Origin of the sequence: Marinoscillum sp. (assembly GCF_040222955.1) — a bacterium.
In the GTDB taxonomy this organism is placed as follows: domain Bacteria; phylum Bacteroidota; class Bacteroidia; order Cytophagales; family Cyclobacteriaceae; genus Marinoscillum.
Window position 1 is genome coordinate 175,238 of sequence record NZ_JAVKCA010000007.1, and the last position, 20,664, is coordinate 195,901.

Annotated in this window: 20 protein-coding genes; 10 read left to right on the top strand and 10 right to left on the bottom strand. The window is 44.9% G+C overall.

Annotated elements, in window-relative coordinates; all coding sequences use genetic code 11:
- Window positions 1–17: 17 nt before the first annotated feature.
- The 5 genes from RIH33_RS02830 to RIH33_RS02850 all read right to left on the bottom strand — a co-directional run bounded on the left by RIH33_RS02830 (window position 18) and on the right by RIH33_RS02850 (window position 5,135).
- Entirely contained in the window at window positions 18–794 is a 777-nt protein-coding gene (locus tag RIH33_RS02830) for an XRE family transcriptional regulator (RefSeq protein WP_406653534.1), read from the bottom strand.
- Between the two features lie 48 nt (window positions 795–842).
- Window positions 843–1,172, bottom strand: a complete 330-nt coding sequence (locus RIH33_RS02835; protein ID WP_395416092.1) for a hypothetical protein — start codon at window positions 1,170–1,172, stop codon at window positions 843–845.
- A gap of 96 nt (window positions 1,173–1,268) precedes the next feature.
- On the bottom strand, window positions 1,269–1,763 hold the full coding sequence (locus RIH33_RS02840) for a hypothetical protein (RefSeq protein WP_406653535.1): 495 nt from the start codon (window positions 1,761–1,763) through the stop codon (window positions 1,269–1,271).
- 82 nt (window positions 1,764–1,845) lie between these two features.
- On the bottom strand, window positions 1,846–2,619 hold the full coding sequence (locus tag RIH33_RS02845) for a sulfotransferase family protein (protein ID WP_406653536.1): 774 nt from the start codon (window positions 2,617–2,619) through the stop codon (window positions 1,846–1,848).
- A gap of 8 nt (window positions 2,620–2,627) precedes the next feature.
- The gene (locus RIH33_RS02850) at window positions 2,628–5,135 is read right to left on the bottom strand and encodes a M14 family metallopeptidase (protein WP_406653537.1); all 2,508 of its coding nucleotides are present in this window, start codon (window positions 5,133–5,135) and stop codon (window positions 2,628–2,630) included.
- 324 nt (window positions 5,136–5,459) lie between these two features.
- Here RIH33_RS02850 and RIH33_RS02855 point away from each other — a divergent pair, with 324 nt between their 5' ends.
- Window positions 5,460–5,855, top strand: a complete 396-nt coding sequence (locus RIH33_RS02855; protein ID WP_406653538.1) for a tetratricopeptide repeat protein — start codon at window positions 5,460–5,462, stop codon at window positions 5,853–5,855.
- A gap of 50 nt (window positions 5,856–5,905) precedes the next feature.
- Here the strand turns inward: RIH33_RS02855 and msrA are convergent, their stop codons facing one another.
- Complete coding sequence (gene msrA, locus RIH33_RS02860) at window positions 5,906–6,439, bottom strand: peptide-methionine (S)-S-oxide reductase MsrA (protein WP_406653539.1); 534 nt, start codon at window positions 6,437–6,439, stop codon at window positions 5,906–5,908.
- 258 nt (window positions 6,440–6,697) lie between these two features.
- On the opposite strand from msrA, the gene RIH33_RS02865 reads away from it, so the two are divergent.
- The 3 genes from RIH33_RS02865 (at window position 6,698) to RIH33_RS02875 (ending at window position 9,675) form a co-directional block, all read left to right on the top strand.
- Entirely contained in the window at window positions 6,698–7,789 is a 1,092-nt protein-coding gene (locus RIH33_RS02865) for a BamA/TamA family outer membrane protein (RefSeq protein ID WP_406653541.1), read from the top strand.
- Window positions 7,786–9,156 (top strand): MATE family efflux transporter, encoded by a 1,371-nt coding sequence (locus tag RIH33_RS02870; RefSeq protein WP_406653542.1) that lies wholly within the window; start codon window positions 7,786–7,788, stop codon window positions 9,154–9,156. Before RIH33_RS02865 ends, RIH33_RS02870 begins: the two co-directional genes overlap by 4 nt.
- 66 nt (window positions 9,157–9,222) lie before the next feature.
- Complete coding sequence (locus RIH33_RS02875) at window positions 9,223–9,675, top strand: SRPBCC domain-containing protein (RefSeq protein WP_406653543.1); 453 nt, start codon at window positions 9,223–9,225, stop codon at window positions 9,673–9,675.
- A 3-nt stretch (window positions 9,676–9,678) separates the two neighbouring features.
- On the opposite strand, the gene RIH33_RS02880 is transcribed toward RIH33_RS02875, so the two are convergent.
- Together RIH33_RS02880 and RIH33_RS02885 are read right to left on the bottom strand one after the other, a co-directional pair.
- Window positions 9,679–10,374, bottom strand: coding sequence for a tetratricopeptide repeat protein (locus tag RIH33_RS02880; RefSeq protein ID WP_406653544.1), 696 nt, complete (start codon window positions 10,372–10,374; stop codon window positions 9,679–9,681).
- Between the two features lie 45 nt (window positions 10,375–10,419).
- Window positions 10,420–11,853 (bottom strand): CCA tRNA nucleotidyltransferase, encoded by a 1,434-nt coding sequence (locus tag RIH33_RS02885; protein WP_406653545.1) that lies wholly within the window; start codon window positions 11,851–11,853, stop codon window positions 10,420–10,422.
- 171 nt (window positions 11,854–12,024) lie between these two features.
- Between RIH33_RS02885 and ligA the strand changes: the two genes are divergently transcribed.
- From ligA to dapA, 3 genes are read left to right on the top strand one after another with little or no spacing between them, the layout of a single operon-like run.
- A complete protein-coding gene (gene ligA / locus RIH33_RS02890) occupies window positions 12,025–14,076 on the top strand; it encodes an NAD-dependent DNA ligase LigA (RefSeq protein ID WP_406653547.1) in 2,052 nt (683 codons plus the stop codon).
- 43 nt (window positions 14,077–14,119) lie between these two features.
- Window positions 14,120–14,590: a DUF6913 domain-containing protein gene (locus RIH33_RS02895; RefSeq protein ID WP_406653548.1), complete on the top strand. Its 471-nt coding sequence runs from the start codon at window positions 14,120–14,122 to the stop codon at window positions 14,588–14,590.
- Window positions 14,580–15,455: a 4-hydroxy-tetrahydrodipicolinate synthase gene (gene dapA / locus RIH33_RS02900; protein ID WP_406653550.1), complete on the top strand. Its 876-nt coding sequence runs from the start codon at window positions 14,580–14,582 to the stop codon at window positions 15,453–15,455. Before RIH33_RS02895 ends, dapA begins: the two co-directional genes overlap by 11 nt.
- 143 nt (window positions 15,456–15,598) lie before the next feature.
- Here dapA and RIH33_RS02905 read toward each other — a convergent pair whose 3' ends face one another.
- Together RIH33_RS02905 and RIH33_RS02910 are read right to left on the bottom strand one after the other, a co-directional pair.
- Entirely contained in the window at window positions 15,599–15,775 is a 177-nt protein-coding gene (locus RIH33_RS02905) for a histone H1 (RefSeq protein ID WP_159580119.1), read from the bottom strand.
- A gap of 99 nt (window positions 15,776–15,874) precedes the next feature.
- Entirely contained in the window at window positions 15,875–17,131 is a 1,257-nt protein-coding gene (locus tag RIH33_RS02910) for an aminotransferase class I/II-fold pyridoxal phosphate-dependent enzyme (RefSeq protein ID WP_406653551.1), read from the bottom strand.
- Between the two features lie 139 nt (window positions 17,132–17,270).
- Here RIH33_RS02910 and accC point away from each other — a divergent pair, with 139 nt between their 5' ends.
- The 3 genes from accC to RIH33_RS02925 are packed head-to-tail and all read left to right on the top strand — an operon-like array spanning window position 17,271 to window position 20,614.
- A complete protein-coding gene (accC, locus tag RIH33_RS02915) occupies window positions 17,271–18,764 on the top strand; it encodes an acetyl-CoA carboxylase biotin carboxylase subunit (protein ID WP_406653553.1) in 1,494 nt (497 codons plus the stop codon).
- 1 nt (window position 18,765) lies between these two features.
- The gene (locus RIH33_RS02920; RefSeq protein WP_406653554.1) at window positions 18,766–20,070 is read left to right on the top strand and encodes a DUF1015 domain-containing protein; all 1,305 of its coding nucleotides are present in this window, start codon (window positions 18,766–18,768) and stop codon (window positions 20,068–20,070) included.
- Window positions 20,033–20,614, top strand: coding sequence for a Maf family protein (locus RIH33_RS02925; protein ID WP_406653555.1), 582 nt, complete (start codon window positions 20,033–20,035; stop codon window positions 20,612–20,614). Before RIH33_RS02920 ends, RIH33_RS02925 begins: the two co-directional genes overlap by 38 nt.
- Window positions 20,615–20,664 lie beyond the last annotated feature (50 nt).

Sequence of the window (20,664 nt, forward strand, 5' to 3'; positions counted from 1 at the left end):
GAAAAATGAGATGTTGTTTATCTGATATTTTTCTTAATCTCATTCACATCGTGCTGAAGATTGAGCACCATGCCTGCTATTTTATCAATAGAAAGTTCGTTTGCCGACTCAGGATCAGGAAACTGAATACTTATGTAAGCCCTGGCTTCCCAAATCTCCATTACTTCTTTCGGATCGACTTCATAAGCCGAAAAAGACTTGTTATCAGAAACCAGGTAAAGTGTACCCTTCTCCTCGATGTAGTTGAACACTCGCTTATAAACCACACCTTCCCTATCAGTCACCAGCACATAGGTTTTACCATTTTTGATCTCTGTGATGCTTTCAAGGTACTTACCTATCACTATAGAACCGGAAGTGATTGGCAACATTGAATCTCCGGAAATCTCAAAAGCTCTGTAAGTGGCGTTCTTAGGAAGCATTGGAAGGTTAAACTTGGGAAGCTCGGAGATGTATTCCGGATCCGAATACCCATTCATGTAGCCAGCAGCAGCCTTTTGAGGAACCAACTCAATATTTTCATTGTCCTCCTTATCTACAGTAATGGATAAGATTCGGACTTTATCCCGCGACGAACTTCCTTTTCCAGTGGTCAGATCAGTAGCGATCAAATCATCGGTGGTCACCTTGAGTACTTCAGCAATGCTCATGAGGGTTTGAAGCCTGGGTTCTGCCCTCGCCTCTTCATAGGCACCCACCACAGACCGTTTAATGCCCACCTCATTGGCAAACTGCTCCTGAGTGTACCCGGCCTGTTTCCTTAAAAATTTGATGTTTTCAGCTATTATGCTCACAACTCTACTTGATTAATGGTACGGTGTATCGTTTTACCCATGAGGGAATCAGCTATCGAAAATAATGAAATTCATATCATCCCGTCCTGACTTGCCAATAGAATACAAATGTAGATGATGAAACTCTTTGGTCTGACGGATGGTGTGAAGTTTTTCCTTAATGGTAACCACCACATCCCGGAGGGTCTTATTGGCATCCACCAATACATACCCATACATATCCTTACGCTCCCGTATGGTGGCATAAAACTTCACCTGACACTTGCCGGATTTCAGTTTCTTGGAATTAAGCTTAAGGGCATACTCGTCATCAAATGAGACATCTGCGGCCACTGTCAGCAGGTCTTTAACCCTAAATATATTAGCATTTTTATTCATAGCTTCCACATTATGGAAGTAAATAAGATCATTATTTTAGTAAAAAGCAAATAATGATGGTAAAAATACTAATTAAATGAGATATTTCCTCTGGCTTTATTTACCAGCTATTCTGAAATAGACACTCATTCCCATATTGGCTGTATTAACCCCCATGTCAAAGTACTTCTCCTTAAAGTCATAAGAAATGCCTCCACCACGAAGAACAACCACGGTGCTTTTGTGAACACGATAGCCCAACCCTGGACTAACACCAGGCGCTACTCTTTCCTGATCGCCAAAGCTCAAATCAAGATAGCCATTCAAAAACCAGAAAAAATTATCTTCAATTGGGAATGTCTTGGTGTAACTGGGACGAAAAATGGTGTAGGAAACATCAGGGACTGAACGTGAAATATATCCTATAGCGAGTCCAAGTATATCCTGATCACCAATGGCATACCAGTACTCTGGCAATAAAGTAAGCGACCCAGACCCATCATTATCACTAATATTCACAGTACCTCCCAAAAAGTGTTCTCCTTTGGAAATTTGGGCATTGGCTAAGCCAAACATTGACAGACAAAAGGCGAGTAAAGCTATTTTTTTCATTGAAGTATGGGTTAAAGATGCCAAAATAATACAGTTCATTCAACCTAACGCAATTTCATCTTCCCTATTTTATGATAAAGCTTTAGATCACATAGCCCAAACTATCCATAAGTCTGATTATCTCTGGCCTCTTCATGATCTCCTCTACCCGGGCCTGATGAACCTGGTTCTTCCACTTGTCCAACGCCTTAGGATAAACTTCCTTCACACTGCCAAACCAGGCCCTGTTATTCCTAACCCTGGCATGTTCATACCAATGGTGCATTTCTTCAGTCATGGGCTCTTCTATAAAATGACAGAGGCGTGACATCTGTGCGGCATAGTCCGTGATAAGGTGTTCATATTTTAATGTAAATACCTGGGGATGGTCCGCAAAAGTCAGCCCTGCCGCTACATCCCCTATATACCTATCCACCGGGATCCAGTACTCATGGGGTCTTTCGGGGTGAATGGAAGTACACACAGCACGTGGGTCTCTCACCAGGTGAATAAACCTGGCATCCGGCCCAAAATACCGGAGGATTTCAGAAATATACCGGACATTAGCCGGACGCTTCTCACACCAACGATGACTTTGGGTAGGAATTCTGTGTGTCAGAATAGCCCTGTAAAGTCGATCAAGGCGTGTGGGCACCAGCCCCCCACTGCCCTCATGCCATTCGGTAAAGGCGTCTAGTTCCTTGGGAAAAGAGAATATTTTCGGGTGAGCCGAAAGCATGGAAAGGAGTAAACTGGTACCTGATCGGCCACACCCACCAATCAATATAGGAGCCCTGCTGAAGTGATTCAATTCCTTTATCCGGCCCAGCCGGTTGATCACCGGGCTGGTAATATTGGTTTTCCACCAATTATTCATTGACTAAACTAATTTCCAACATAGAATATGGCATTGGTAAACAGCAATTTTCCATTTTGCCAAAAAGACCTGAATAATGGATTATCAGCCATATAGACCATATTACCTGCCCCGACAGACTCTACCCCAAACACCAATGAACTTCCTACTTTGTCCCTTACCAATTGACCTGCAAAACCACTCAAATGATCCTCAGAGGATTTGATCACGCCTACATTCCCTGAGGGTAAATAGCCATACCTGGAAGCCGAGGTTTTCAAAGAAAAATAGGAATCACCATAGCCAAATGCCAAAGGGTGTGTTTTGTCCAGATGAACTTTAAACACGGCACCGGCTACATATTCCCTGATTTCATAGCGTTCCCTATCAGCATCAGGCACCAGTTTCAGTTCTTCTTTGACCATATTATCCATGTCTTCAAATGCTGCCTTTTCCGCATCTGAGTTGAAGGTGCTCAGTTCGCTGTAATCACTATCTGCCAATTTCCCGAGTGCGCCCTGCACGGCAATCAAAGTACCCCCATCTGCCACCCAATCGCTGATTTTTTGCATGGTATTATCCTTAAAATCACTGTACCAGCCATTTTGCATGATAAGTACGTCATATTGATTCAAATCCACTCTATTGAAGTATTCTGTCGAGAGGGTGGTAATGGGGTACCCAAGCTCCTGCTCGAAAAAATGCCAGGTAGCTCCAAAATCAAGCGATGAGGTCCCGGGACCTCCAATCAAAGCCACTTTGGGAGCCTTTAGGAACCGTACATCGGCTGATCCTATGTCTGGTCCGGAAGAAACAAAACCAGAAGTAATGGCTGTAGCAGAGCGTCCATATTCAGCACTCAGGTCACTAACAAAAGTCGTGAAATCGGGGATTTTAGCATTGTCTCGTTGAGTCACCAGAAAAGACCCCTGATTAAAGACCTTATCTCCCAAACGAATAGGTTTGGTGGTAAAACGAACCTGCACCTTCTCTTTCAGCAAAGCTGTCAGTAAGCGAGCATCCTGCATATTCTCCCACCTGAAGATATACCCATAAGCATCAGAAAGTTTCGTTGACTCCAGAGGCGTAGTCTTGCTTGCTCCCACAGAAAGAGCAGCACTTGTAGCATAAGCCTCCACGCCGTAAGCATAAGGTACCGCCCAGGCTGTGATATCATAGGTAAGTGAATCAGAGAGTTTTGTTTTCGGCTCGAACAAGACAGACGTTAGTACCGACTTTGGCTGATCCGCAGAGATCACGATATCCTCTGCGCCTATGGAGAAGCTCTTCGTTTTCCCAGAGCCATAGTGATAGCCACTGAGCGGTTTAGAAGTACTGGCAGACCCATAGCGGATTCCCTGTGCATCCAACCAACGCCTCAGTGCATCAAACTTACCCTGGTTACCATCATATTTCAGGACATAGCTCTTATAATTGGAGGTAGCCTTTTGATTGAAGAACTTTGAAAACTCACTGAGCACCTTTTCATTATTCTGAGCAGTAATCTCTATTGTGGACAATCCTGTAGTATAATGGTGATCTATTCGGTCTTTCAGCGTGAGGGTATCTCCCTCCTCTTTCAATACCCCAAGGCCTGCTCTCCCTGAGCCGCCCTGCTCGTAGGTCATTCCTATGGCACCATTGTAAATCGGATAGGTATCTCCATAACTTGGATAGAGTAAATCAAAATACTGTTTGGTGAAGTAAAACCAGTTGTTCGCATCAAAATACTTTGAGTGATTCTTACCGATCTGTGTCTGAAAATCTCGCTGCCAGTCCGTAATCAACTCATGAAAGGGCTCTGCCGCAGGAGCAAAATAATAGGGAGCGTTGATTCCCTGCTCATGAAAGTCCACGTGAATCTGCGGGAGCCACTGGTTGTATACGGCCATTCGCTGCTGACTTTCCACCTGGGTCTGCCAGGCCCAATCCCTGTTCAGGTCAAACAGATAGTGATTGGCTCTGCCTCCAGGCCACGACTCATTGTGCTCCCACGAGTCAGGGTTGGCATTGTAGGGCTGATTGCCATATTGCCAGTAAAAATTTACATAGCGCTCCCTCCCATCAGGGTTGACACATGGATCCATCACGATGAGGGTATTTTTAAGCCATTCGGCCTTATCGGATCCATCTCTCACCAGCTCATACACCGTGGCTAAAGCAGCTTCTGTTGATACGGATTCATTGCCGTGTACATTGTAGCTCAGCCAAACCACGCTGACAGACAACTCAGGGGATCCACTCATCAATCCGGCACGCTTCAGATTATCTGTACGAATGGTTTCCAGTTTGTCGAGGTTTTCCCCGGTGGACACAAACGCCAGATACAAAGGTCGCTTTTCATAAGACGCTCCATACTGCTGAAGCACGACCTGAGGTGAAGCCTCAGCGACGTGCTGAAAGTAGCTTACCACCTGATGATGGCGACTAAACTGATCACCAGGCTCATAGCCTAAAAAACCGGTTGGTGATTTCAACTGACTATAGCCATTGAGCATACCAGCAAAGGCCATTAGCACAACTATACTTTTTTTCATTGGGTCATTTCATCGAATACTGAGTACTGCTAAAATAGCTCAATTCATTGGACAACTCATGCCATACTTATATAGACGGTAGACAAAAGCCGGAAACAGGTATTTTCTAAAAAAAGTGTTAAATAATGCCCCTACGTGTAACTTTTTTCATGTCTTCATTTTGAGCAAGTGTTCAAAAATGTGAACATTTTCATTCGATCATGAACACCACACAAAGCTCAAAATACCATTAAATAACTCATTATCAGCTAGTTAAAATTATGGCACAGAATTGATGCCTGGAAATTCCAAATATTCAATTCTCAACTATAAATACAAACAGGTATGAAATCAATTCAAAGAATGATGGGAGTAGCAGCACTGCTAATGGTTTTCACTTACGGCACCCAGGCTGCTCCAGATGACAGTAATGCAGTGAAAAAAGCAAAAGAAGCTGTGGAGGATGCAGCACCTTACGACTGGAAGACGATGGCTCAGAGTGCCAAGGTGTGTTTCAGAAAACAGGAAAACGTGGAGCAGGCTCTGGACTGGATCAACAAATCCATAGAAATCAACAAAGACCCATTTAATCTGGAAATAAAAGGTGACTACTATCGCGATAAGGGTGAAAGAGATGAAGCGCTAAAGCTATACTCTGAAGCACTGAAGGTAGGCAAAGAACAAAACTTCTGGTTTGATGGCACGGACATTCAGGCGAAAATCTGGAAACTCCGAGAGTAATACTCACTTCTAAACGAAAAGGGCCTCGATCATGAGGCCCTTTTTTTGAATCAATCTTTTTTCAGCTTATCAGCAAATACCTCCTTGAATTTCTTCACCTTGGGAGCCACCACAAATTGGCAATATGGCTGGCTGCCATTCTCGTTGAAGTAATCCTGATGGTAATTTTCTGCAGGATAAAACACCTCAAATGGTGTGATTTCGGTAACAATGGGATCTCCCCATGCTCCTGATTCATCCAGCGTCATTTTCAATCGCTCGGCCACCTCCTTTTGCGCCTGATCATGATAAAATATAGCCGATCGGTACTGAGTACCCACATCGTTGCCTTGTCGGTTTAGCGTGGTAGGATCGTGGGTCTTCCAAAACACCTCTAAAATCTCCTCCAGACCAATTACCGCCGGATCATAGGTCACCTGCACCACTTCGGCATGACCGGTCCTGCCTGTGGTCACCTCTTTATAAAAGGGATCTTTGGTCTTTCCACCGGAATAACCAGACACAGCAGACTCCACCCCATTTAGCCGCTGAAACACAGCTTCCGTACACCAGAAACACCCTGAACCTAACGTTATTTTTTCCATTGTTTATCGAGAAAATTTGGCAAGAATAACCTCCTGATCTCTCAAAAGGTTCACGAAATAAACAACATTTTATCTACTCCGCAAGTACTCCTCTTAAAACTCAATTTTACCTGAGCTTCCCTTCCGCCGAGGATCCTTATTTTTAGTTTGAAAGTCAAAATATTTGACATCATTCACTGGCTAATGGATGCCAAACTGATTCATTATCACTAATATTAGACATTATGCATAACCTCAAATAGGCTTCACTCTTCTTAAATGACATCATTTAAACCCACACTTGGCTGGCTCAAACAAGTACTGTTAATACTTACAGTATTTGCCGGGCTGAACCTTCATGGACAAAAAGCTGACAGTACGGTAAAGAAAAAAGGCTTTATCGTCCTTCCCGCTGTTTTCTATTCACCCGAAACAAGTCTGGGATTCGGTGCCGCCAGCCTCACCTACTTTCGTTCCAGGAAGAATCCGGATGTACGGCCATCAAATATTCAGAATATTTTCATTTACACCCTGGAAAGTCAAATTCTCTTCACCAACCGCTACAATGTGTTTCTGAACAACGAGCAGTACTGGATCAATGGTGAGCTGGGCTTTTATGTTTACCCATATGAATACTATGGCGTGGGTAACGACCTAAATGAAGCCGAGTTTTATACGGCCGATTTTCTTAGGGTGGAAATAAATGCACTCCGCCAGGCTCAAAAAGACTTTTATCTGGGCCCAACACTCTTTTATGATCATTATTTCAAAATATCCACCGATCCGAATGGGGCCTTAGAGGGCAATGACGTCCTCGGAAATGATCCGGGAGTTTTGATGGGTTTTGGTGCTTCATTTATATTGGACAAACGAAACAATGTCTTTTGCCCTTACAAAGGATACTACCTGGAAGGGAGACTCCTGAAGTATGAAAAATCCCTGATTGGAGATTATGCATTTACAGACATCTTTCTGGATGTCCGTAAATACTTTCATGTTGGAGAGCGGCTGGAGACAGCTTTTCAGTTCTATCAGCAATCTGTATTGGGGAACCCACCATTTTACAACTATGCCCTGATGGGTGGATCGAAAAGAATGCGTGGCTACTACAAAGGCGCTTACCGGGATCATCATTTTACAGTGGCCCAGACCGAACTGCGTCATTACATTTTTAACAAAGTGGTTTTGAGCGCTTTCGGAGGATTGGGAGCAGTGTCTGACAACTTTATGCAATATGAGAAACTTTTAGGAAGCTATGGTGTTGGTCTGAGGTATGAAATCAACTCAGTAGAGCGAATAAGAATCCGTCTGGATTATGCTCGCGGCCACCTGACGGATGGTTTTTATATCAACATCAATGAAGCATTTTGAAAGCGAATAAAAAAGACCTCACCACTGGATCCATCCCTAAGAAATTAATAGGGCTTACCCTGCCCATGATGATGGGAATTCTGAGCATGGTAGCCTTTAACCTGGTAGACACCTATTTTGTAGGCAAGCTGGGGAGTCTGCAGCTGGCGGCACTCAGCTTCACCTTCCCTGTGATCCTGGTGATCTTCAGTATCATTCAGGGATTGGGCATTGGGGCTACAGCGTTGATCTCCCGATCTATCGGCAGAAATGACCGGCAAAAAGCCGCTCGTGAAACCACAGATAGCCTGGTCTTATCGGTACTGATCGCAGGAGTATTTATTATCATCGGGCTATTCACCATCACTCCTACTTTCAAACTACTGGGTGCAAGTGACGAAATTCTGCCCTATGTGATCGAATACATGTCTATCTGGTACCTGGCCCTATTTTTCGTGATTATCCCGTTTGTGGGTAACAGTGCCATCCGGGCCACAGGTGATACCCGAACCCCTAGCTTGATCATGATCTTTGCCGTGCTGATCAATGCCGCGCTTGACCCTCTTCTCATTTTTGGCTATGGTCCTTTCCCGGAGCTGGGAATGAAAGGTGCCGCGATAGCCACGGCCATCTCGCGTGCCATGACTATGGTACTCTCACTTTGGGTATTGGCCAGACGAGAAAAACTGATCATTAAGGCCATCCCCGCCTGGAAAACTCTGATGGGATGCTGGAAAGCCATCCTGCACATCGGCATCCCTTCAGGACTTAGCAAAATGATTGTTCCCATCTCTACTGGGGTGATCACCGCCCTCCTGGCTGGCTATGGAGATTTCATGGTAGCTGGCTACGGCGTGGCTACCAGAATAGAGTTTCTCTCCATGAGTATATTATTTGCCCTTTCTGCCTCCATAGGTCCGTTCACGGGGCAAAACTTTGGCGCCAACCATTTTGACAGAATTCGTACTGGTGTTTTCTATGGAAATGTCTTTAGTGTCCTCTGGGGTCTGGGCATGGCGCTGATTTTATATCTGTTCAATGACCCTATTGCCAGCATTTTCACCGATAATCCTGAAGTAATCCGGTCCACAAAGATGTACCTGACCATCGTATCTTTTTCTTTCGGTTTTCAGGGCATAGTCCAGGTGGTGAATAGCAATATTAATACGCTCAGCAAACCTCTGGCGGCATCTTTGATCATTTTTGTACAGATGGTCGTTATCTGTATTCCTTTGCTCTATCTGCTGGATTATTCCTTTGGAGTGGCGGGTATATATTCTGCTGTAGCCGTCACCTACGTGGCTGGCGGACTTATTTCAGCATTTTTCAACAGAAGGATTGTGGCCCAAATGCAGTCGGACTATACCCGACACGCTACAGCACAGTAGATGGTAAAACGTTTTGGTAATTGATCTAAAATTGTAAATTTACCATGAAGCACTAGATACCACCCTATGAAGATTTTAGCACCACTGGCCGAAAATGGAAGAATCAATCCTGATGCGAGCATTAGAGACAGCCAATCTGTCATCATCAATGCACCCATTCAAAAGGTCTGGGAGGTATTAATCGATATGTCGAAATGGCCGGAGTGGAATAAAGACATCAAGTCTGTGAAAATTGATGAGGTGAAAGATGGCGCTGAATTTCGCTGGACCATTAATGGCTCCACAGCAACTTCCACTCTCAGAAAAGTACAACCTCCTGAGCTCCTGAGCTGGACAGGTTCCAATAAAGGGGTCAAGGCCATTCAGGTATGGCGCCTGGAGGATTCCGGAGACAATCAAACCATTGTATCCACAGAGGAGTCACTTCAGGGTTTTCTGACCCTGTTTTTCAGTCACCAGAAACTGCACACCACGTTGCTCAAATGGCTGGAGCGACTCAAGCAACGTGTTGAACAGTAGCAATTACTTCTTATCGAGTGCTGCGATTTGCTCCTTGAGCATGGCAAAATCAGGCTCCATGTCCAGCGCTTTCTGATAAAGCTCTCTGGCGAGTGATGTGTTTCCCTTATCTGCTTCGATCATTCCTTTCATACGCACGGTAGCTGCTTTTAAAGAAATCTCCTGTGTTCTGGAGTTGTCTATCGGAAAAACCAGCTTAAGTTCGTCTGACTTAGGAGAAGCAATGATAACATCAGCGTTGTTAATGGCTTCACCATGTCGCTTCAGCTCCAGCTGCAAAAAGGCGATCTTATAAAGCGTCCCCAGGTCATTATTCGCCAGATACAGCTTCTCATAGTTATTGACTGCTCTGGTTTTCACCCCCAGGTTATCAAAAGCCACAGCGGCCACTTCGGTAGCAAATAAGTCATTCGGATCGATCTTCATGGCATCCTGGGCTACAAGAGCGGCAGAAGCATACTGCTGATAATCGAAATAAAGCAACGCCAGTGAGTCAAGTACAGCACTGCTGTTGGGGTTAGTAGCAATCAGATTGTAGAGGGCCATCCTTGCTACATCCGGATCATTGTATTTTTTGGCAAGGGTGTAGATATATGCCTGTTTTCTCAGCTCATAAGGAATACTGTCCTTAGGGGCCTGCTGCTGTGCGGATGCGGAGATTGCACATAGGGCAATCAATAAAGTGGCAAGGTATTTCATGTTATTTGTTTAGTGTGAAATTTTCAGAAGTTGCAAAAATAGAAATTACTTTGATTTGACAGTCAGCCCTTTGGCTTTTCCTATCTCCAGCATCAAATCATACGCCTCTGTAGGGTTGTTTTTGATCTGCCCGTCCAGAATTGCTTCTTTAATGGCGTTTTTAATCTCACCCACAATTACGGAGGGCTTGATACCAAACGTCTCAATGATGGTTTCCCCTGATACCGGAGGTTGAAAATTGCGAAGATGATCTCTTTCCTCTACTTCCCTGATCTTGTTCTGCACATTAATGAAATTGGCCAAATAACGCCGTACCCGATCCATGTTCTTGGAAGTAACATCTGCCCTGCACAGGGTCATCAGGTCTTCAATATCATCACCGGCCTCATAAAGCAGTCTCCTTATCGCCGAGTCTGTCACCTTTTCATTCACCAAAGCGATGGGCCTCAAATGAAGTCTCACGAGCTTTTGTACATATTTCATTTTGTCATTCAGCGGCAGCTTCAGATTTTTAAAGATCTTCGGCACCCATCGGGCTCCCATGTCTTCATGCCCGTGAAAAGTCCATCCTGCTTTGTCATGAAAACGCTGTGTGGCGGGCTTGGCAATGTCATGAAGAATGGCCGACCATCTCAACCAGAGGTCATCGGTATCCTCACTGATGTTGTCCAACACCTGGAGGGTATGGTAAAAATTGTCCTTGTGGGATTTCCCATTCACCTTCTTCACACCCTGGAGTCGTGCCATTTCCGGGAAGATGATCTCTAATAAACCTGAAGAAAACAAAAGTTTAAAACCATAAGAAGGAGTATCAGCCAGGATGATTTTATTAAGCTCATCAGTGATCCGCTCCTGAGAAATGATATTGATACGCTCCTTCTGACTCACAATGGCATTGAAAGTATCCGGATCTATGTCAAATTTCAACTGGGTGGCAAACCTGATGGCCCGCATGATCCGAAGCGGATCGTCTGAGAAGGTTACTTCCGGCTCCAATGGTGTTTTGATCAGCTTCTGACTCAGGTGCTCTACTCCACCAAAGGGGTCTATTAATGATCCAAAGTCGTTCTCGTTAAGACTGATCGCCAGTGCATTGATCGTAAAATCGCGTCTATTTTGATCATCCTCCAGGGTGCCATCCTCTACAATCGGTTTTCTGGAATCCGCTCTATAGCTCTCCTTTCTGGCGCCTACAAATTCCAGCTCATAGCCATCATAAGTGATGGCCGCTGTACCGAAGTTTTTATACACCGCCAATTTAGCTTCCTTGCCGAGTTCTTTCTTCAACTGCTCTGCCAGACGGATACCACTACCTAAACACACAAAGTCGATATCCTTGGAATTTCTACCCAGAATAAGATCCCGTACATAACCGCCCACTATGTAAGCTGAAACACCCAAATCTGCCGCTACCTTCCCTACCCGGTGTATCAATGGATGAAAATCCACTTGCCTATCCAAAACCTCCGTTACCATCATTGGCTCAAAATTATAACAATCAATCCAATGCAGGTTTGTAGGCTGGTGAATAAAAACACACTCCAGGTGAAAATCATCCTCTGTAAATCTTAAACGCATACGCAATAAACCCTCTGCACACGTCTGCTTATTTGTTCTACTTATTAGATTTGTAAGGACGAAATCTGACCCATGAGCACATCACCACAAGAGAAAATAGCCAGCCTCACGCAGGAGCTGAATCACCATAGTTATATCTACTATCAGGAAAACAGGTCTGAGATTTCAGACTTTGAGTTTGACCAGAAACTGAAGCAGTTGGAAGAGTTGGAGGCAGCCTATCCTGAGTTCAAGCTGGAGGATTCCCCCACTCACAGAGTTGGTGGTACCATCACTAAAAATTTCAACACCGTCTATCATAAACATCGGATGCTGTCACTAGGAAACACGTATTCCAAAGATGACCTCATTGAGTTTGATAAACGCGTGATGAAAGGATTGGGAACGGAAGATTATGAATACTTCTGCGAGCTCAAATTTGATGGTGTGGCCATCAGCCTGCTGTATGAACAAGGAGTTTTGAGCCAGGCAGTCACCCGGGGTGATGGAGAAAAAGGTGATGAAGTAACCAGCAATGTGAAGACCATACGCACCATCCCTTTGAGACTAAAGGGTGATTATCCCGACTCTTTTGAAGTACGGGGTGAAGTATTTATGCCCAAGAAGGTATTTAAATCGCTCAATGAGGAACGCGAGAAGAATGGTGAAGCACTACTCGCCAATCCCCGAAATACAGCCTCAGGCACACTCAAAATGCAGGATTCTTCAGTGGTCGCCAGCAGGAAACTGGACTGTTACCTGTACAGCCTCTTAGGAGATCCCATTAACACCCGTACCCATGAAGAGTCCATTCATATGCTGGAGCGTTTGAATTTTAACGTATCCCCCACCTATGCCCGATGCAATAGCCTGGAAGAGGTTTTTGCATACATCAACACCTGGGAGCAAAAGAGACACGAACTGCCTGTAGAAACTGACGGTATCGTGATCAAGGTGAATAGCACCGCCCATCAGGAAGAGCTCGGATTTACAGCAAAAACCCCACGATGGGCCATTTCTTATAAGTACAAATCTGAAGCTGCAGAGACCCGACTGAATAACATCACCTATCAAGTGGGGCGCACAGGAGCCATCACCCCTGTAGCGGAGCTGGAACCAGTACTCCTGGCAGGTACCACCGTCAAGCGCGCATCCCTGCACAATGCCAATGAAATAGAGCGACTGGATATCAGAATTGGAGACTATGTGTTTGTGGAAAAAGGCGGTGAAATCATCCCCAAGATTACTGGGGTTAATCACGATCGTCGACCGTCAGATTCTCTGGAAACAACCTATCAGGAAGTTTGCCCGGAGTGCGGCACTGCGCTTGTGCGAAAAGAGGGTGAGGCCAATCACTACTGTCCAAATGCTGACGGTTGTCCTCCCCAGGTCATGGGACGGGTAGAGCATTTTATTTCCAGAAATGCCATGGACATTGCCCACCTGGGCCCTAAAACCATAGAGGGGCTCTTCCAAACGAACAAAATCTCCGGCATAGCCGACCTCTATGACCTCACCTTTGAAGACTTAAACGGATTGAAATTTGAAGACAGGGATGAGCTCACGGGAGAAGTGAAAATCAGATCGATTAAGGATAAGTCTGCACAAAACATTGTAGAATCACTCGAGGCATCAAAGCAAATTCCCTTTGAAAACGTCCTGTTCGGACTTGGCATTCGCTATGTAGGCCGCACAGTGGCTGAGAAACTGGCCGAGCATTTCAAAACCATCGATGCTCTTAGAGGTGCCAGTATGGAGGAAGTAATAGCCGTTCACGAAATCGGTGAGCGTATAGCAGAGAGCGTGGTGGAATTCTTTAGCATTCCTGATAACATAGAACTGGTGGAGCGCCTGAAAGCTTCGGGGCTGCAGATGAAGATGGTGGAAACCCAAACTTCGGATCATCAGACACAAATATTTCAGGGGAAAACAGTTGTGGTCTCAGGTGTTTTTGAGAGTTTTGAACGTGAGGAATTGAAAAAACTCATCAAAAGCCTGGGCGGAAAGGTCTCCAGTTCCATTTCGGGAAGCACAAATTTTTTGATTGCCGGTGCCAATATGGGCCCAGCCAAACTGGAAAAGGCTCAAAACCTGGGCACCCAAATACTCTCAGAAAAAGAGTTTAGTGAGATGATTAACCAATGACATGCTAAAGAAAGCCATCCTCAATTTTAAAGCGAAACGGATTTTGAAGAAGAGATCCCAGGAGCTAATGACCGATTTCAAATCGAGCCAGAAAATTGCGATCATCTACTCCGATCTTTTTGAGAATGAAAAGCAAATAGGTGAGATCGTCAATGAACTCAAAAAGGAGGGAAAGGAAATCAGTATGATGGTGTACTGTCACAGCATCAAAAAGAAAACCACCGCCCTCCCTCATTTTCATTCGAAAGAAATATCGATTACCGGCGAAATCAAGAGTGACGACCTCAATTTTTTCCTGCGTCAGAGCTACGATTTTGCATTATGTTTTGATCAGTCACGGCATTTCGTCATTGACTATGTATTTTCGCAGGTGAAAGCCAAATGTCGGGTTGGCATTAGGACACCTTCGCGCGACCATCTCTTTGAGATGATGATTCAGGCTGATGATCAGCAGACCCCACTGAGTAGTGAAGTATTAAGATATTTAAAAATGATTCAATCTTATGAATACTGAAATTTTCAAAGGTACCGGAGTTGCCTTGATTACCCCTTTCAATAAGGACCTGAGCATTGACTTTGATGGGCTAAAGGCGGTAATAGATCACGTAAGTGAAGGTGAGGCAGACTATCTGGTTATTTTGGGTACGACAGGCGAGGCACCCACAATTACTGCAGAAGAAAAGAATCAGGTGACCGAATTTGTCATTGCCAATAACCCACGCAATTTACCCATCGTTTACGGCCTGGGTGGAAATAGCACCAAATGGGTGACAGATCAGCTCGACCTGATCAAAGACTATCCTCTGGCAGCCATTCTGAGCCTTAGTCCCTACTACAACAAGCCATCACAGGCTGGCATTGTACAGCACTATGAAGCCATCGCAGACGCGAGCCCATTTCCGGTGATATTGTACAACGTACCCGCCAGAACCAGCTCTAACATCACCACTGATACCACCGTAGCGCTTTCAAAACATCCTAATATCATTGGAACCAAGGAGGCTTCCGGAAACCTCACCCAATGCATGGAAATCCGAGCCAACACAGATGAGGACTTTTTACTGATCTCCGGTGACGATGCGCTCACTCTTCCTATGATGTCTTTTGGTTGTGTAGGTGCCATTTCGGTGATCGCCAATTTACAACCGGCTGCCTTTTCAAGAATGGTGAAACTGGCCCTTGCAGGTGATTTCAAAGAAGCTTCAAAACTGCACTTTGAGCTATTGCAGGGCTATGAACTGGTCTCCGCAGAGGGCAATCCGGTTTCTGTTAAATCCGGACTGGATGCTTTTGGACTTATTCAAAATACTGTAAGGTCGCCGCTATATGCGGGCAGCAAAGAACTTATCAGGCATTTCAAAATGTATCTTAACAAGTAAAGAGTCTTATTTCAAAACAGAAAAGCCAGATACCGAGTCAATCCAGTATCTGGCTTTTTTATGTCCTCTCACCCAGAAAAGAGTGTTAAGGGCAATAAAAAAGGGGCTTAAAAGCCCCCTTCCTATTTTATAATCTTTTGGGATTATGCCTTGTTTTTCATGTCCTGCACTTCGATTCTGATCTCTTGTGAGAGGTTCTTCAGCTCTTGCATTCCTTTTCTAACTCTTGTTCCTGCTGCAGAGTTTTCTTTGTCATAAAATTTGCTGAAGTCTGCTTCAAGAGAATCCACTAATTCTTTAAGTTGTTCGAATCTTTTCATATTGATAAATCTTTAAGGTTACTGATAATTATTCGATGAGGCAATTTATATAAAATGTTCAAAAACCAAGCATATTGAGCTAAAAAAGCTAAATATGGCCTAAAGTTGTGCCAAAGTAGCACCCTCTACTCCTGCTTTTTTGTACACTCCATCATCCAGTTTTTTCTTAACTGCCTCAAAAGCTGTAATCGTCTCTGCCACATCATCCAAACTATGCACTGCTGTTGGGATGATCCTCAGAATAATCGTGCCCTTGGGTACCACAGGATACACCACTACAGAACAAAATATGCTATGCTCCATTCGCAGATCTTTTACAAGGTTCACTGCCTCCATGGTATCTCCATTCATAACCACAGGGGTCACCGGAGACTGTGTAGTTCCGATTCTGTAGCCTTTTTCTCTGAAACCGGACTGAATGGCATTCACAATCGTCCAAAGGTTTTCTTTCAATTCGGGCTTGGTTCTCAGGAGTTCCAATCGCTTCAGGTTACCGATGACCAGAGGCATAGGCAACGACTTGGCAAAAATCTGAGACCTCACATTGTACTTGAGCACATCGATGATGGCCGCATCTCCCGCAATAAATGCCCCGATGCTGGCCATAGACTTAGCGAAGGTAGAGAAGTAGATATCAATACCATCCTGTACACCCTGCTCCTCACCTGCTCCGGCTCCCGTAGCTCCCATGGTACCAAAACCATGCGCATCATCTACCAACAGCCTGAAGTTAAATTTCTCTTTCAGTTTCACGATAGAAGCGAGATCTCCCATGTTACCAGACATCCCGAAAACACCCTCTGTAATCACAAGGATACCTCCACCTGTTTCACCCACGAGCCTTTCAGCACGTTTTAGCTGCTTCTCCAAGTTCTCCATGTCATTGTGCGGATAAACAAAACGCTTACCCATGTGCAACCTCAAGCCATCAATAATACAGGCGTGAGATTCACCATCATACACAATCACATCTTTTCTGTCTACCAAAGCATCAATCACAGACATTACGCCCTGGTAGCCAAAGTTTAAGAGCATCGCTGAATCCTTCTGTACAAAGGCTGCCAATTCTCTTTCCAGCTGCTCATGATACACGGTATTTCCAGTCATCATTCTGGCCCCCATCGGGTAAGCCATTCCCCATTCAGCAGCTGCCTCAGCATCTGCTTTTCTTACTTCAGGGTGGTTAGCCAAACCCAGGTAGTTATTCAAACTCCAGGTCAGCACTTCCTTTCCTCTAAACTTCATTCGTGGAGCAATCTCGCCCTCCAGCTTAGGGAACATATAAAAGTTATCGTCAAAATAAGAATGCTGTCCTAGCGGCCCCCTATCCTGTAGCAATTTTTCAAATAAATCCATCTAACGTGTATTAATAAACCTTACCAATTTGGAAATACAAAACTAACACTTATTAAAGATTGGACAAATGTTATACAGGCATTTAACCTGCGGTCATTTTTTATAAATATTCATTAGCATTGTGTCATAACCCAGAAAAATGAAAATCAAGAAAATACTCATCGCCAACAGAGGCGAAATCGCCATAAGGGTGATGCGCTCTGCCAAAGAAATGGGGATAAAAACCGTGGCAGTATATAGTGAAGCAGACAAAGCAGCAGCTCATGTACTCTATGCAGACGAAGCTGTACTGATCGGGCCACCCCCCTCCGCTCAGTCCTACCTGGTCGCTGAAAAGATCATAGAAGCCTGCAAGCTCACGGGTGCTGATGCCGTACACCCCGGATATGGTTTCCTTTCAGAAAACGCTCATTTTGCTGAGAAAATAGCTCAGGCCGGGATCATTTTCATTGGTCCATCCGTGGAAGCCATTAAAGTGATGGGCGACAAACTGGCCTCCAAGCAGGCGGTAAAATCATTCGATGTGCCGCTCGTGCCAGGTATGGATGAACCCATCAGTGATGTGGAAAAGGCAAAAGCTGTAGCACAAGAAATTGGCTACCCTGTAATGATCAAAGCCAGCGCAGGAGGCGGTGGCAAGGGCATGAGAATAGTCACTGACCCCAAAGACTTTGACGAGCAAATGACCCGGGCTGTCAGTGAAGCCCGAAGTTCTTTTGGCGATGAAGCAGTCTTTATAGAGAAGTTCATTACTTCCCCAAAGCATATTGAGGTACAGATACTTGGTGACCAGCACGGTAATATCGTCTACCTGTTCGAAAGAGAATGCAGCATACAGCGCAGAAACCAGAAAGTAATAGAGGAAGCTCCCTCGGCAGTACTGTCTCCGGAGCACAGAAAGCGATACGGAGAGGCTGCCGTAAATGTGGCCAGGTCATGTAACTACTATGGGGCAGGTACCGTGGAATTTATCGCAGATGCCCATCTGGATTTCTATTTTCTGGAAATGAACACCCGACTACAGGTAGAACACCCCGTAACAGAACAAATCAGTGGCGTGGATCTGGTAAAGGAACAAATCAAAATCGCTCAGGGTGAACCCTTGTCTTTCACTCAGGAAGACCTTCAGATCAATGGCCACAGCATAGAAGTGCGCGTATATGCCGAAGATCCCGAAAATAACTTTTTGCCAGACACGGGCACTTTGAGCACCTACAAACGTCCACAGGGTGCAGGTGTAAGAGTGGATGACGGGTACGAAGAAGGAATGGAGATTCCCATCCACTACGACCCGATGATTGCGAAGCTCATTACCCATGGCAAAGACCGGCCAGAAGCCATCGAAAGGATGAAAAGGGCCATTTCTGAATACAAAATCATTGGCATCAAAACCACCCTCCCTTTTTGCGAATTTGTGCTGAACCATCAGGATTTCATTGACGGATCATTCACCACCAAGTTCGTAGAAGAGCACTTTACACCGGATCATGTAAAAAAAGAACCTTCGGAGGATTTGGAGAGAGTAGCCGCTATTTTTGCTTTTGAGCAGTATAAGGACAAAAAGCAAAGGCTGCAGTATACCCCCTCTGCTGGTCAAAAGACCGGATGGAAAAACCGGATGAAGCGAGATTAATATGGCGGAAATCAGACCATTTGCTGGCTGGAGATACCATCATGATCAGGCAGGACAGATAGAGAAGCTCACTTCTCCGCTCTTTGATGTGGTCTCTGACAAACAGCGGGAGGTGCTCTACCAAACTGAATACAATAGCATACACCTCTCGGTGCCTCAAGGTGAGCACCCGGCAAAACTGGCCAGAAAAAAACTGGATCAGTGGAAGAAAGATGGGGTGATTGTTCAGGATCGGCTTCCAGGTATATATGTGTACTTCCAGCATTTTTCATTGGCAGGCAGCGACCAGACTTACATCCGGAAAGGCTTTATCTGCAACATCAGAATCTATGAGTGGAGTGAGAAAAAAATCCTGAGACATGAGAGTACCATGCCATTTTCAGTAGATGATCGGAAGCAGCTCCTACACGAAACCCAGCTGAATGTGTCCCCTACTCATGGACTCTATACAGATGGTGAGAAGGAAATAGAAAAGTACCTCGACGAGAGCATGAAAGCCCCTATCTATGAGTCTGAAGACTATCAGGGGGTGAGAGACGTGCTTTCGGTAATACAGGATGCCAAAATCATTCGTCGGATTCAGGAGATTATTTATGAAAAGCAAATCATCCTGGCAGATGGTCACCATCGCTACGAAGGATCGCTCAACTACATGAAGGAGCAACGAAAGAACAATCCGGAGCACACGGGTAGTGAAGGTTATAACTACCACATGATGCTCCTGACCAACACTGAAGCGGAGGACCTGAGGATTCTGCCGACCCACCGGGTGGTTCGTGGTTTGGAAAACTTCTCTGAAGAATGGCTCCTGAAACAGCTGGAAGAAGATTTCATCATTAAAACAGTGGAAAATGCACCAGATGTGAATGAGATTATCCTGGGCAAGCAATGGGCTTTTGGGCTTTTGATTGGTGATAACGCCTACAAAATCCGCCTGAAACCAGAGAAAATAACTGAGATAAAATGGAACTTTCCTGATGAAGTAAAGGCCCTTGACCTGACCGTAATGCATTACTTTGTATTTGAAAAAATACTGAGTGTCCCGGGCCATAAACAGGTGAATGCCAGAAACATCACCTTTCAGCGCAATTTCACAGAGTGCTTAAGGGAGGTACTCAAGGGAGAGGCCCAGTTTGCGCTGATCACGAAGGATATTTCCATTGACACAGTGAAGCAGGTATGTTACAGTGGGTTCACCATGCCTCAAAAGTCCACCTATTTTTATCCTAAGGTGATTAGCGGTTTTGTATTTAGCTCCATAGACGATCATGAATTTCACACACCCTTTGATTCTTGCTTCCAATAGTCCACGTCGCCGGGAACTACTGAAACAAGCTGGCTTTACCTTCGACGTATTTGTCAGGGACTTTGATGAGAGTTATCCTGAGGAAATGCCGGCTGAGCAAGTGGCAGAATTTTTAGCGGTAAAAAAGAACAAAAATTATCGTGAACTGCTTGATGAACAAGTGGTCATTACAGCTGATACCACAGTGATTTTGGGTCATCAGGTCCTGAACAAACCGACAGATCATTCGGAGGCTTATCGCATGCTAAAATCCCTTTCCGGAAACACCCACCAGGTGATCTGTGGAGTTTGTATCTCCTCTCCCAGCAAACAAATTGCCTTCACGGAAATTACAGAGGTCACCTTTGGACAAATCTCTGATGAAGAAATCAACTTTTACATTGAAGAATATCAGCCATTCGACAAAGCCGGCGCCTACGGCATCCAGGAGTGGATCGGGCAAGCAAAAGTAGTGTCTATCAAAGGATCTTACTTCAACGTGATGGGGTTACCTACACATAAGGTCTATGAAGTGCTGAAATCGGAATTCAAGGATCAGATTTAACGCAAAAAGGGGCTCAAGGCCCCTCTTTTTTGATGTTTTATTACCAATTG